The sequence below is a fragment of the Streptomyces sp. SLBN-31 genome (assembly GCF_006715395.1).
In the GTDB taxonomy this organism is placed as follows: Bacteria; Actinomycetota; Actinomycetes; order Streptomycetales; family Streptomycetaceae; genus Streptomyces.
This window is the reverse complement of sequence record NZ_VFNC01000003.1, coordinates 1180962-1194318: the sequence shown is the minus strand read 5'-3', so window position 1 is coordinate 1194318 and position 13357 is coordinate 1180962. Positions and strand designations below refer to the sequence as shown.

Annotated in this window: 8 protein-coding genes and 3 rRNA genes; 2 read left to right on the top strand and 9 right to left on the bottom strand. The window is 65.2% G+C overall.

Annotation, left to right across the window (positions count from 1 at the left end; genetic code table 11):
• Positions 1 to 48: 48 nt before the first annotated feature.
• From FBY22_RS43145 to FBY22_RS43115, 7 genes are all read right to left on the bottom strand, one after another.
• Positions 49 to 1221 carry an acetoin utilization protein AcuC gene (locus FBY22_RS43145; protein ID WP_142154321.1) on the bottom strand — a complete coding sequence of 391 codons (1173 nt, stop codon included), beginning with the start codon at positions 1219 to 1221 and terminating at the stop codon, positions 49 to 51.
• Positions 1172 to 2389 carry an MFS transporter gene (locus tag FBY22_RS43140; protein WP_142154319.1) on the bottom strand — a complete coding sequence of 406 codons (1218 nt, stop codon included), beginning with the start codon at positions 2387 to 2389 and terminating at the stop codon, positions 1172 to 1174. The genes FBY22_RS43145 and FBY22_RS43140 overlap by 50 nt, the downstream gene beginning before the upstream one ends.
• An 81-nt stretch (positions 2390 to 2470) precedes the next feature.
• Positions 2471 to 3154, bottom strand: coding sequence for a VC0807 family protein (locus tag FBY22_RS43135; protein WP_142154317.1), 684 nt, complete (start codon positions 3152 to 3154; stop codon positions 2471 to 2473).
• Between the two features lie 69 nt (positions 3155 to 3223).
• On the bottom strand, positions 3224 to 3868 hold the full coding sequence (locus FBY22_RS43130; RefSeq protein WP_142154315.1) for an HAD family phosphatase: 645 nt from the start codon (positions 3866 to 3868) through the stop codon (positions 3224 to 3226).
• Positions 3869 to 3928: 60 nt separating this feature from the next.
• Positions 3929 to 4045 (bottom strand): 5S ribosomal RNA (gene rrf, locus FBY22_RS43125).
• A 69-nt stretch (positions 4046 to 4114) separates the two neighbouring features.
• Positions 4115 to 7237: ribosomal RNA gene (locus tag FBY22_RS43120) — 23S ribosomal RNA — on the bottom strand.
• A 302-nt stretch (positions 7238 to 7539) separates the two neighbouring features.
• Positions 7540 to 9065: ribosomal RNA gene (locus FBY22_RS43115) — 16S ribosomal RNA — on the bottom strand.
• Together the 16S, 23S and 5S rRNA genes form the textbook arrangement of a ribosomal RNA operon.
• A gap of 756 nt (positions 9066 to 9821) precedes the next feature.
• Here FBY22_RS43115 and trpS point away from each other — a divergent pair.
• Entirely contained in the window at positions 9822 to 10871 is a 1050-nt protein-coding gene (trpS, locus tag FBY22_RS43105; RefSeq protein ID WP_142154313.1) for a tryptophan--tRNA ligase, read from the top strand.
• Here trpS and FBY22_RS43100 read toward each other — a convergent pair.
• Positions 10787 to 11824 (bottom strand): GlxA family transcriptional regulator, encoded by a 1038-nt coding sequence (locus tag FBY22_RS43100; protein ID WP_142154311.1) that lies wholly within the window; start codon positions 11822 to 11824, stop codon positions 10787 to 10789. The genes trpS and FBY22_RS43100 overlap by 85 nt on opposite strands.
• A 75-nt stretch (positions 11825 to 11899) precedes the next feature.
• On the opposite strand from FBY22_RS43100, the gene FBY22_RS43095 reads away from it, so the two are divergent.
• On the top strand, positions 11900 to 12487 hold the full coding sequence (locus FBY22_RS43095) for a cysteine hydrolase family protein (protein WP_142154309.1): 588 nt from the start codon (positions 11900 to 11902) through the stop codon (positions 12485 to 12487).
• A 23-nt stretch (positions 12488 to 12510) separates the two neighbouring features.
• On the opposite strand, the gene proC is transcribed toward FBY22_RS43095, so the two are convergent.
• Positions 12511 to 13323 (bottom strand): pyrroline-5-carboxylate reductase, encoded by an 813-nt coding sequence (gene proC, locus FBY22_RS43090; RefSeq protein WP_142154307.1) that lies wholly within the window; start codon positions 13321 to 13323, stop codon positions 12511 to 12513.
• Positions 13324 to 13357 lie beyond the last annotated feature (34 nt).

Here is a 13357-nt window from a genome sequence, read left to right as displayed (position 1 = left end):
GAACAGGGAAACACCCCACAGTCGGCGTAATGGCCCTCACGACAGGGCCTAGGCCAGCAGGCCCCGCAGCGGGAACACCGCCCGCCGGGTCGCGAGCACCGCCTGGTCGAGCCGGTCCGCGGGGTCGTATCCCGCTTCCCACTCGGCCCAGGACACCGGCCACCGCCCGTCCGTCATCCGCCCCGGCGCCAACTGCCGGGTCCGCGCGAAGACTTCCTGCCGCCAGCTCTCGGGGATCACCGTCTCCGGCGCGATCTCACGCCCCGCCGCGATCCCCACCAGGTGCGTCCAGGACCGCGGCACGACCTCGACCACCGCGTATCCGCCGCCGCCCAGCGCGACCCACCTGCCGTCGGCGTACCGGTGCGCCAGGTCGTGACAGGCGACCTGCACCGCCCGCTGCGCGTCCAGCGACACGGCGAGGTGCGCCAGCGGATCCTCGAAGTGCGTGTCGGCCCCGTGCTGCGTCACCAGCACCTGCGGCCGGAAGTCCGCGATCAGCTCCGGCACCACGGCGTGGAACGCCCGCAGCCACCCCGCGTCCCCGGTCCCGGCCGGCAGCGCCACGTTCACCGCCGACCCCTCCGCCGAGTCGGCCCCCGTCTCCTCCGGCCACCCGGTCTGCGGGAACAGCGTCCGCGGATGCTCGTGCAAGGAGATCGTCAGAACCCGCGGGTCCTCCCAGAAGGCCGCCTGCACACCGTCCCCGTGATGCACGTCCACGTCGACGTACGCGACCCGCTCGGCGCCCAGCTCCAGCAGCCGCGCGATCGCGAGCGAGGCGTCGTTGTAGATGCAGAACCCGGAGGCACCGCCCGGCATCGCGTGGTGCAGCCCGCCGGTGAAGTTCACGGCGTGCAGCGCCTCCCCGCGCCACACCGCCTCGGCCGCCCCCACCGACTGCCCGGCGATCGTCGCGGACACCTCGTGCATGCCGGCGAAGGCGGGATCGTCCATGGTCCCGATCCCGTACGCCCCGTCCGCCGCGCCGGGGTCCGCCGAGGCCGCCTTCACAGCGTCGATGTAGTCCTCCCGGTGGACGAGCCGCAGCGTCGACTCCCCGGCGGGCTTCGCCGTCACCACCTCGACGTCCTTGTCCAGCCCGAAGGCATCGACGAGACGCCTGGTCAGGGCGAGCCGGACCGGATCCATCGGATGGTCCGGACCGAAGTCATAGCCCGTTACTGCCTCGTCCCACATCAGCTGTGCGCGGCCGCTCATGCTCGCCACCGTATCGGTCCGGCGGAGGTGCGAACGAGCGGGCGTACACGAGGGTCACCAGCACCAACACCATCGGTACGAGCATCGCCCCGCGGTAGCTCCACGCGTCGCCCAGCGCCCCCACCAACGGCGAGCCGACCAGGAACCCGACGTAGTTGAAGACGTTGAGCCGCGCCACCGCCGCGTCCGAGGCCCCCGGGAACAGCCGCCCGGCCGCCGCGAACGTCTGCGGCACCAGCACGCACAGTCCGAGCCCCACCAGCGTGAACCCGAGCATCCCGAGCCACGCACCCGGCGCCACGGCCACCACGGCGAACCCCGCGGCCGCCACCACCGCCCCCAGCCGCACCACCGCGACGGCCCCGAACCGCCGCACCCCCGCGTCCCCCAGCGCCCGGCCCAGCAGCGTGGTCACCATGTAGACGTTGTAGGGCACGGTCGACAGCTGCTCCGAGCTCCCGAGCACGTCTTTCAGGTACTTCGCGCTCCAGTTGGAGACGGTCGAGTCCCCGATGTACGCGAAGGTCATCACCAGGCACAGCGGCAGCAGCAGCTTGAAGACCAGGGACTGCGTCTCGCCGCCCTCCACGGCCACCGCATCGGAACCGGCACCCGCGTCGACGTACCACCGGCTCCCCACCAGCACGGCGGGCAGCAGCACCACGACGACCGGCAGATACGACACCCACAGCGCGAGATGCCAGTGCGCCCCCACCCAGGCCAGCGAGGCCCCCACGATCCCGCCCAGGCTGAACGCGGCGTGGAAACTGAGCATGATGCTGCGCCCGTACGACCGTTGCAGGCTCACCCCGAGCATGTTCATCGAGGCGTCCAGCCCGCCCACGGCCAGCCCGAAGGCCGCCAGCGCGATCCCCAGCTCGGCCAGCCGGTCTCCCGACCCGACGCCGATCAGCGCCAGCATCACCACCGGCTGCAGCCACCGCAGCAGCAGACTGGGCCGTATTCGCTTCACCAGCTGCTCGGTCGTCACGCTTCCGACGCCGGCCAGGATGGGCACGGCGGCCAGGAAGGCGGGCAGCAGCGCGTCGGAGACGCCGTACCGGTCCTGAATGGCCGGGATACGGGTCACCAGAAGGGCGAAGGTGGCGCCCTGCACGAAGAAGCTGAACGCCAAAGAGGCCCTGCCGCGCCGCAGCACATCTGTCATGGCGGCGAGCGTAGGGCCCCTGGCTACCTGTGGGTAGATCCAGCCAAAGATGAATTTTCCTCAGCTTTATCGGTCGGGCCGTCAGGCGGCGATCGCGATCTCGCCCCGGACCGTCTCCGCGGTCGCGTTCACCTCGGCGGTGAGCATCCGCGCCATGGGCTCGGCAGCGGCCTTGCGGCTGACGAAGAGTGCCAGGGTGATCGCACCGGCGAGGATGACCGATCCGAGCCAGACCATGGTGTCGACGGGCACGGTGTAGGCCCCCACGATCCGCGCCGCGCACTCCGCGAGCAGCGCCACACCCCACACCGCGGAGAAGACCCCCTCCAGCCGCCGGAACGCGGCCGACCCGACCGCCAGCCGCTCCCAGGCGGCCTCCCTCGCCGCGTCACCCCGCGTCAGGAAGGGCTTGAACGCCTCCGTCATCATCGGCCGGCCCATCACCACGGACACCAGAACGGCGATCCCGATCACGCTGCTGACCCCGCTGTCCTTGGCGAGCATCAGCCGCGGATCGCCCGAGAGGAAACTCAGCGCCAACGACACCGCGTTGACCACGAGGATGAGCCCGGCGAGCGAGTTCGCCTTCCGCTCCTTCAAGGCGCTCCACACGGTCCGCACGGCCGGCACCACGCTGCTCAGTGCCAGGGCGGTGAAGGTGCCGGCCCCGAAGGCCTCCTTGAAGAGGTAGTAGGACCCGACGGGCACCGCCACGTCCATGATCAGCGGCCGGAAGGAGTTCTGCTTGCTCGTCTTCGTCGTCATGCGTTCAGCTTCGCGGACGGCACCCGCACGGCAGTAGAAACGATCGTCCGGGGCTCGGCATGACATTTGTCAGCCGAGCAGACCTGCCAACTCACACATGTCGTCGAAGAGTTGGGTGGCCTGGGCGAGCTTGCCGACCGGCGTCATCGCGGTGAACCCGTACACGTCCATGCCGGCCGCGACGGCCGCCCGCACACCCAGGGGACTGTCCTCCACGACCACGCACCGCTCGGGTGCGACGCCCATCCGCTCGGCGGCGTACAGAAAGAGATCCGGCGCCGGCTTCCCCCGCCCCACGTCCTCGGAGCTGAAGATCCGCTCCTCCCCGAACCACCGGTCCAGCCCGGTCGTCCGGTGCCCCACCCGGATCCGCGCATGACTCCCGGACGAGGCCACGCAGTACGGCACTCCGTCCGCCGTGAGTTTCTCCAGCACCTCGCCCACGCCCGCCACGGGCTTCAACTCCCGCTCGAAGGCGGCGAAGACGCGGGCATGGAACACGTCGTCGAAGTCCCCGGGCAGCACCTGCCCCGTCCGCTCCAGGACCAGCTCGTGAACCCGGTGCATGGCCGACCCCATGTAGTCCCGTATGGAGTCCTCGTACGACGTCGGGTGCCCCAGCTCGGTCAGGTAGGCGGCCAGGAGCCGGTTGGAAATCGGCTCACTGTCGACGAGCACGCCGTCGTTGTCGAAGATGACGAGGTCATAGCGCATGGAGCCACTGTAAACGCAAAAAACCCCGCACCTGAAAGGTGCGGGGTTTTCCCAAAATTTGTTCGGCGGCGTCCTACTCTCCCACAGGGTCCCCCCTGCAGTACCATCGGCGCTGTAAGGCTTAGCTTCCGGGTTCGGAATGTAACCGGGCGTTTCCCTCACGCTATAACCACCGAAACACTATGAAGTTAGACCGGAAAAAACACGGTCGTTGCCTCAGAACTAACACAGTGGACGCGAGCAACTGAGGACAAGCCCTCGGCCTATTAGTACCGGTCACCTCCACACGTTACCGTGCTTCCAGATCCGGCCTATCAACCCAGTCGTCTACTGGGAGCCTTACCCCATCAAGTGGGTGGGAGTCCTCATCTCGAAGCAGGCTTCCCGCTTAGATGCTTTCAGCGGTTATCCCTCCCGAACGTAGCCAACCAGCCATGCCCTTGGCAGAACAACTGGCACACCAGAGGTTCGTCCGTCCCGGTCCTCTCGTACTAGGGACAGCCCTTCTCAAGACTCCTACGCGCACAGCGGATAGGGACCGAACTGTCTCACGACGTTCTAAACCCAGCTCGCGTACCGCTTTAATGGGCGAACAGCCCAACCCTTGGGACCGACTCCAGCCCCAGGATGCGACGAGCCGACATCGAGGTGCCAAACCATCCCGTCGATATGGACTCTTGGGGAAGATCAGCCTGTTATCCCCGGGGTACCTTTTATCCGTTGAGCGACGGCGCTTCCACAAGCCACCGCCGGATCACTAGTCCCGACTTTCGTCCCTGCTCGACCCGTCGGTCTCACAGTCAAGCTCCCTTGTGCACTTACACTCAACACCTGATTGCCAACCAGGCTGAGGGAACCTTTGGGCGCCTCCGTTACTCTTTAGGAGGCAACCGCCCCAGTTAAACTACCCATCAGACACTGTCCCTGATCCGGATCACGGACCCAGGTTAGACATCCAGCACGACCAGACTGGTATTTCAACGACGACTCCCCCTGAACTGGCGTCCAGAGTTCACAGTCTCCCAGCTATCCTACACAAGCCGAACCGAACACCAATATCAAACTGTAGTAAAGGTCCCGGGGTCTTTCCGTCCTGCTGCGCGAAACGAGCATCTTTACTCGTAGTGCAATTTCACCGGGCCTATGGTTGAGACAGTCGAGAAGTCGTTACGCCATTCGTGCAGGTCGGAACTTACCCGACAAGGAATTTCGCTACCTTAGGATGGTTATAGTTACCACCGCCGTTTACTGGCGCTTAAGTTCTCAGCTTCGCCACACCGAAATGTGACTAACCGGTCCCCTTAACGTTCCAGCACCGGGCAGGCGTCAGTCCGTATACATCGCCTTACGGCTTCGCACGGACCTGTGTTTTTAGTAAACAGTCGCTTCTCGCTGGTCTCTGCGGCCACCCCCAGCTCGAGGAGCAAGTCCTCTCACCAAGCGTGGCCCCCCTTCTCCCGAAGTTACGGGGGCATTTTGCCGAGTTCCTTAACCATAGTTCACCCGAACGCCTCGGTATTCTCTACCTGACCACCTGAGTCGGTTTAGGGTACGGGCCGCCATGAAACTCGCTAGAGGCTTTTCTCGACAGCATAGGATCATCCACTTCACCACAATCGGCTCGGCATCAGGTCTCAGACACATGAGCGGCGGATTTGCCTACCACTCGTCCTACACCCTTACCCCGGGACAACCACCGCCCGGGATGGACTACCTTCCTGCGTCACCCCATCACTCACCTACTAACCGCTTGGTTCGGCGGCTCCACCACTCCCCTTTGCCCGAAGGCTCCGGGGCGGCTTCACGGCCTTAGCATCACGATGCTCGATGTTTGACGCTTCACAGCGGGTACCGGAATATCAACCGGTTATCCATCGACTACGCCTGTCGGCCTCGCCTTAGGTCCCGACTTACCCTGGGCAGATCAGCTTGACCCAGGAACCCTTAGTCAATCGGCGCACACGTTTCCCACGTGTGAATCGCTACTCATGCCTGCATTCTCACTCGTCAACCGTCCACAACTCGCTTACGCGGCTGCTTCACCCGGCAGACGACGCTCCCCTACCCATCACAGCGGGCGTTGGCCCTCATGCTGCAATGACACGACTTCGGCGGTACGCTTGAGCCCCGCTACATTGTCGGCGCGGAATCACTAGACCAGTGAGCTATTACGCACTCTTTCAAGGGTGGCTGCTTCTAAGCCAACCTCCTGGTTGTCTCTGCGACTCCACATCCTTTCCCACTTAGCGTACGCTTAGGGGCCTTAGTCGATGCTCTGGGCTGTTTCCCTCTCGACCATGGAGCTTATCCCCCACAGTCTCACTGCCGCGCTCTCACTTACCGGCATTCGGAGTTTGGCTAAGGTCAGTAACCCGGTAGGGCCCATCGCCTATCCAGTGCTCTACCTCCGGCAAGAAACACACGACGCTGCACCTAAATGCATTTCGGGGAGAACCAGCTATCACGGAGTTTGATTGGCCTTTCACCCCTAACCACAGGTCATCCCCCAGGTTTTCAACCCTGGTGGGTTCGGTCCTCCACGAAGTCTTACCTCCGCTTCAACCTGCCCATGGCTAGATCACTCCGCTTCGGGTCTTGAGCGTGCTACTAAAATCGCCCTGTTCGGACTCGCTTTCGCTACGGCTTCCCCACCCGGGTTAACCTCGCAACACACCGCAAACTCGCAGGCTCATTCTTCAAAAGGCACGCAGTCACGAGAATGAAGACAAGTCTTCATTCCGACGCTCCCACGGCTTGTAGGCACACGGTTTCAGGTACTATTTCACTCCGCTCCCGCGGTACTTTTCACCATTCCCTCACGGTACTATCCGCTATCGGTCACCAGGGAATATTTAGGCTTAGCGGGTGGTCCCGCCAGATTCACACGGGATTTCTCGGGCCCCGTGCTACTTGGGTGTCTCTCAAACGAGCCGCTGACGTTTCGACTACGGGGGTCTTACCCTCTACGCCGGACCTTTCGCATGTCCTTCGCCTACATCAACGGTTTCTGACTCGTCCTGTTGCCGGCAGACAACAGAAGAGAGATCCCACAACCCCGCATGCGCAACCCCTGCCGGGTCTCACACGCATACGGTTTGGCCTCATCCGGTTTCGCTCGCCACTACTCCCGGAATCACGGTTGTTTTCTCTTCCTGCGGGTACTGAGATGTTTCACTTCCCCGCGTTCCCTCCACTTGCCCTATGTGTTCAGGCAAGGGTGACAGCCCATGACGACTGCCGGGTTTCCCCATTCGGACACCCCCGGATCAAAGCCTGGTTGACGACTCCCCGGGGCCTATCGTGGCCTCCCACGTCCTTCATCGGTTCCTGGTGCCAAGGCATCCACCGTGCGCCCTTAAAAACTTGGCCACAGATGCTCGCGTCCACTGTGCAGTTCTCAAACAACGACCAGCCACCCATCACCCTGCTCCGAAGAACAAGTTCACTGGGGCCGGCGACTGAGGAAAACCATTCCCTCAGACACCCAACAGCGTGCCCGGCCGGCAACCGTCCGGAGATCATGCGTTCCACGCTCTTGCGAGCAGTACTAGCAGCCTCCGACCCAGAAACCCGGCCGAGTAGTCAACGTTCCACCCATGAGCAACCAGTGCGGGACGTTCGCCCGCATGCTGGCCTCTGACCGAGCGAGCTCGGTAAGAAGTGCTCCTTAGAAAGGAGGTGATCCAGCCGCACCTTCCGGTACGGCTACCTTGTTACGACTTCGTCCCAATCGCCAGTCCCACCTTCGACAGCTCCCTCCCACAAGGGGTTGGGCCACCGGCTTCGGGTGTTACCGACTTTCGTGACGTGACGGGCGGTGTGTACAAGGCCCGGGAACGTATTCACCGCAGCAATGCTGATCTGCGATTACTAGCGACTCCGACTTCATGGGGTCGAGTTGCAGACCCCAATCCGAACTGAGACCGGCTTTTTGAGATTCGCTCCACCTCACGGTATCGCAGCTCATTGTACCGGCCATTGTAGCACGTGTGCAGCCCAAGACATAAGGGGCATGATGACTTGACGTCGTCCCCACCTTCCTCCGAGTTGACCCCGGCGGTCTCCTGTGAGTCCCCATCACCCCGAAGGGCATGCTGGCAACACAGAACAAGGGTTGCGCTCGTTGCGGGACTTAACCCAACATCTCACGACACGAGCTGACGACAGCCATGCACCACCTGTACACCGACCACAAGGGGGGCACTATCTCTAATGCTTTCCGGTGTATGTCAAGCCTTGGTAAGGTTCTTCGCGTTGCGTCGAATTAAGCCACATGCTCCGCCGCTTGTGCGGGCCCCCGTCAATTCCTTTGAGTTTTAGCCTTGCGGCCGTACTCCCCAGGCGGGGAACTTAATGCGTTAGCTGCGGCACCGACGACGTGGAATGTCGCCAACACCTAGTTCCCACCGTTTACGGCGTGGACTACCAGGGTATCTAATCCTGTTCGCTCCCCACGCTTTCGCTCCTCAGCGTCAGTAATGGCCCAGAGATCCGCCTTCGCCACCGGTGTTCCTCCTGATATCTGCGCATTTCACCGCTACACCAGGAATTCCGATCTCCCCTACCACACTCTAGCTAGCCCGTATCGACTGCAGACCCGAGGTTAAGCCTCGGGCTTTCACAATCGACGTGACAAGCCGCCTACGAGCTCTTTACGCCCAATAATTCCGGACAACGCTTGCGCCCTACGTATTACCGCGGCTGCTGGCACGTAGTTAGCCGGCGCTTCTTCTGCAGGTACCGTCACTTTCGCTTCTTCCCTGCTGAAAGAGGTTTACAACCCGAAGGCCGTCATCCCTCACGCGGCGTCGCTGCATCAGGCTTTCGCCCATTGTGCAATATTCCCCACTGCTGCCTCCCGTAGGAGTCTGGGCCGTGTCTCAGTCCCAGTGTGGCCGGTCGCCCTCTCAGGCCGGCTACCCGTCGTCGCCTTGGTGAGCCATTACCTCACCAACAAGCTGATAGGCCGCGGGCTCATCCTTCACCGCCGGAGCTTTTAACCCTCACAGATGCCTGCGAGAGTGTTATCCGGTATTAGACCCCGTTTCCAGGGCTTGTCCCAGAGTGAAGGGCAGATTGCCCACGTGTTACTCACCCGTTCGCCACTAATCCCCACCGAAGTGGTTCATCGTTCGACTTGCATGTGTTAAGCACGCCGCCAGCGTTCGTCCTGAGCCAGGATCAAACTCTCCGTGAATGTTTTCCCGTAATCGGGATGAACACCACGAGAGCGGAACAGTCAGGCGGAATGAGCCCGACCGTTCACAGCGTCCTCGCTGTGTTTTCTTCAAAGGAACCTCGCCACCAGGAAATCCCGGTGTCGGGGTATCAACATATCTGGCGTTGACTTTTGGCACGCTGTTGAGTTCTCAAGGAACGGTCGCTTCCTTCGTACTCACCCTCTCGGGCTTTCCTCCGGGCGCTTCCCTTCGGTCTTGCGTTTCCGACTCTATCAGATCCTTTCGGCGTCTGATTCCCAGTCAGAGGGGTTTGTCTTCCCGGCTGTTGGGCCGTTCCGACGAGTGAGACTTTAGCGGATTCCCGGCCCCCGCGCTAATCGGCGGCCTGCGTCCTTCGAACGCGGATTCCTCATTTCGCGAATACACATGCCAATAAAGCGACGGCAGCCTGATCGACAGCAGTCGAGTAGTGGTTGGTACCTGCGGAATGGCTGTCCGGGGACCGACCGGAGTCGGCTCTCACGTCGGACAACTCGAAGAACCCTACGGACCCGCCCGGGGCGTGTCAACTTGCGGACAGACGGCATCCCGGAGGCGTACGCTCGTTGCCATGACTACGCGTACGTGCACCCAGCAGTGGTGGGCCGCCTGACGGCGGCCGTACTCACGTATGCACAACGGCCGCCGCTTCGGCGGCCGTTCTTGTTTCTCCCTCCAGGGCTCCGGAGGGCCGGCCGCAGCAGCGGCGGCCCGACCGGAGAAGGAGTGGAGAGATGGCACGGGTCTTCAGCGGGATCCAACCGACCGGGCACCTGACCCTGGGGAACTACCTGGGGGCCATGCGGCGGTGGGCCGAGGTCGATCAGCATCAGGCCGACGCGCTGTTCTGTGTGGTCGATCTGCACGCGCTGACCATGGACCACGATCCGGCGCGGGTGCGCAGGCTCAGTCGGCAGGCCGCGACGCTGCTGCTGGCGTCGGGGCTGGATCCCGAGCTGTGCACGCTCTTCGTACAGAGTCATGTGGACGAGCACGCGCGGCTGTCGTACGTGCTGGAGTGCGTGGCGAGCGACGGTGAGATGCGGCGGATGATCCAGTACAAGGAGAAGGCCGCGAAGGAGGCCGCCCGGGGCAGAAGCGTGCGGGTGTCGCTCCTGACGTATCCGGTGCTGATGGCGGCGGACATCCTCGCGTACGGGACGGACGACGTGCCGGTGGGTGAGGACCAGGCGCAGCACGTGGAGCTGGCGCGGGATCTGGCGGTGCGGTTCAACCAGCGCTACGGACACACGTTCACGGTGCCGCGGGCGACGCTGCCGGCGGTGGCGGCGCGGGTGATGAACCTGCAGGAGCCGACGCGGAAGATGGGGAAGTCGGACGAGTCGGGGCTGGGGGTCGTCTACCTGCTCGACGAGCCGGACGTCGTACGCAAGAAGGTCATGCGGGCCGTGACCGACAGTGGGCGGGAGGTCGTCTACGACCGGGAGGAGCGGCCGGGGCTCGCGAACCTGCTGGAGATCCTCGCCGCTTGCACGGGCCGGGACCCGGAGGCCCTGAGCGATGCGTACGAGTCGTACGGCGCCTTGAAGAAGGACACCGCGGAGGCCGTCGTCGAGGTGCTGCGGCCCGTGCAGGACAGGCATCGTGAGCTGTGCGCCGATCCCGGGTACCTGGAGGGGGTGCTGCGGGCCGGTGCCGGACGGGCTCGGGCGATGGCCCGGCCGACCGTGGATGCCGCCTATCGCGCGATCGGGTTGCTGCCCGCCGTCCCCGAGGCGGGTGCGGAGGCGGATGCCGGTGGGGTGCTGAACGCGGTGCGGTAGGCACGCGGGCTGGTGGCGAGGCGCGACGCGAAGTGCTGGCGCATCGTGACCTCGCTGCCGAAGCCGGCGCGGCGGGCGACCTCGGGCATGGGCAGGTCGGTTTGTTCGAGGAGTTTCTGGGCGGCGGCGATGCGCTGGTCGAGGAGCCAGCGCAGCGGGGTCGTCCCCGTCTCCGCGGTGAAGTGGCGGGCGAAGCTGCGGGGGGACATGCCCGCGTGGGCGGCCAGGTCGGCGACCGTGAGCGGTTCGTGGAGGTGGCGCAGGGCGTGTTCGCGTACGGCGGCGAGGGTGTCGGCGTCGCGGTCGACGCGGGGTGTGGGGTGCTCGATGAACTGCGCCTGGGTTCCGGTGCGGAAGGGGGCGGTGACCATCGAGCGGGCGATGGTGGCCGCCGCTTCGGCGCCGTGGGAGCGGCGGACGAGGTGCAGGCAGAGGTCGATGCCGGCCGCGGTGCCTGCGGCGGTCCAGATGTTGTCGTCCTCGATGAAGAGGGCGTCGGGGACGACGGTCACGTGGGGGTGGTGGGCGTGCAGCAGGTCGACGAGGTTCCAGTGGGTGATGGCGCGGCGGCCGTCGAGGAGTCCCGCCTGGGCGAGGGTGAAGGCTCCGCCGCAGAGGGCGGCGATGGTGGTGCCGCGGGCGTGGGCGTGGCGGAGGGCGTCGAGGACCGGGGCGGGTGCGGGGGTGAGGTGGTCGTCGAGGCCGGGGACGACGATCAGGTCGGCTTCGGGCAGCCAGGCGAGGGTGCGGTCGGGAAGGAGGGACATGCCGCCGCGCATCGGGATGGGGGTGGTGCTGTCGGTGGCGACGCGGCGCAGGTCGAAGACGGGGGCGCCGCGGTCGGTGCGGTCGGTTCCCCAGACCTCGGTGATGACGGAGACGTCGAAGGCGCGGATGCCGGGGAAGGCTAGGAGTGCGACACGGTGGGCGGGGGCGCCCGGAGCACAGGCCATGCCTGGCAGTAAACCATCGATCGCTGTCTTTTCACCTGCTGGGGCGTGGAGGCCGACGGCGGCAGGATCGTGGGCATGGAGATCGCGGAGAACGCAGCACTGGTGGTCGTGGACGTGCAGAAGGGCTTCGAGGAGGCCGGCTTCTGGGGGCCCCGGAACAACCCGGGGGCCGATGACAACATCGCGGCGCTGATCGACGTATGGCAGTCGACGGGGCGGCCGGTGGTGTTCGTGCGGCATGACTCGTCGAAGCCGGAGTCGCCGTTGCGGCCCGGCTACGAGGGCAATGAGCTGAAGGAGTACGTCGAGGAGAGGAGGGGGAAGGGGGCCGGGCCCGAGCTGTTCCTGACGAAGAGCGTGAACTCGGCGTTCCTCGGGACGCCGGATCTGGGGGCCTGGCTGCGGGAGGCGGGGATCTCGCAGTTCGTGCTCGCCGGGATCCAGACGAACATGTGCGTGGAGACGACCGCTCGGATGGGCGGGAACCTCGGGTACGAGGTGGTGGTCGCGTACGACGCGACGTACACCTTCGATCTGGAGGGGCCGTTCGGCTGGCGGATGGGCGCGGACGAGGTGGCGCGGGCGTCCGCGGTGTCGCTGCACGGGGGCGGCTTCGCTCGGGTGGTGACCACGGAGGAGCTGGTGGACGCGGCGGGCGCGTGAGCGCCGCCCCCGGCGGGCGGGGGTCAGTCCTTCTTGCCGGTGGCGAGTTCGCGGCTGCGGTCGCGGGCGGCTTCGAGGGCGGCGATGAGCGCGGCGCGGACGCCGTGGTTCTCGAGTTCGCGGATGGCGTTGATGGTCGTGCCCGCGGGTGAGGTGACGTTCTCGCGGAGTTTGACCGGGTGTTCGCCGCTGTCGCGGAGCATGGTCGCGGCGCCGATCGCGGACTGCACGATCAGGTCGTGGGCCTTGTCGCGGGGCAGGCCGAGCAGGATGCCGGCGTCCGTCATGGCCTCGACCAGGTAGAAGAAGTAGGCCGGGCCGGAGCCGGAGAGGGCGGTGCAGGCGTCCTGCTGGGACTCGGGGACGCGCAGGGTCTTGCCGACGGCACCGAAGATCTCCTCGGCGTGGGCGAGGTGTTCGGCGGTGGCGTGGGTGCCGCCGGAGATGACGGACATGGCCTCGTCGACGAGGGCGGGGGTGTTCGTCATGACACGGACGACGGGGGTCCCGGCGGCCAGCCTCTCCTCGAAGAACGAGGTGGGGATGCCGGCGGCGCCGCTGATGATGAGGCGGTCGGCGGGGACGTGCGGGGCGAGTTCGTCGAGGAGCGTGCCCATGTCCTGCGGCTTGACGGTGAGGATCAGGGTGTCGGCGGTCTTGGCGGCTTCGGGGTTGGTGACCGGGGTGACTCCGTAGCGGGCGCGGAGTTCTTCGGCCCGCTCCTGGCGGCGGGCGGTGACCAGGAGGTCGGCCGGGGCCCAGCCGCCGCGGATCATCCCGCTGAGCAGAGCTTCGCCGATCTTGCCGGTGCCGAGGACTGCGACTTTCTGGCTCATGGGGTCATCCTCGCACCGGCGGTGCGGGGCCGGG

Excerpts from the sequence above, each read along its gene's own strand:
- FBY22_RS43145 (WP_142154321.1), bottom strand. The coding sequence starts at position 1,221 with ATGAGCGGCCGCGCACAGCTGATGTGGGACGAGGCAGTAACGGGCTAT.
- FBY22_RS43140 (WP_142154319.1), bottom strand. The coding sequence starts at position 2,389 with ATGACAGATGTGCTGCGGCGCGGCAGGGCCTCTTTGGCGTTCAGCTTC.
- FBY22_RS43135 (WP_142154317.1), bottom strand. The coding sequence starts at position 3,154 with ATGACGACGAAGACGAGCAAGCAGAACTCCTTCCGGCCGCTGATCATG.
- FBY22_RS43130 (WP_142154315.1), bottom strand. The coding sequence starts at position 3,868 with ATGCGCTATGACCTCGTCATCTTCGACAACGACGGCGTGCTCGTCGAC.
- trpS (WP_142154313.1), top strand. The coding sequence starts at position 9,822 with ATGGCACGGGTCTTCAGCGGGATCCAACCGACCGGGCACCTGACCCTG.
- FBY22_RS43100 (WP_142154311.1), bottom strand. The coding sequence starts at position 11,824 with ATGGCCTGTGCTCCGGGCGCCCCCGCCCACCGTGTCGCACTCCTAGCC.
- FBY22_RS43095 (WP_142154309.1), top strand. The coding sequence starts at position 11,900 with ATGGAGATCGCGGAGAACGCAGCACTGGTGGTCGTGGACGTGCAGAAG.
- proC (WP_142154307.1), bottom strand. The coding sequence starts at position 13,323 with ATGAGCCAGAAAGTCGCAGTCCTCGGCACCGGCAAGATCGGCGAAGCT.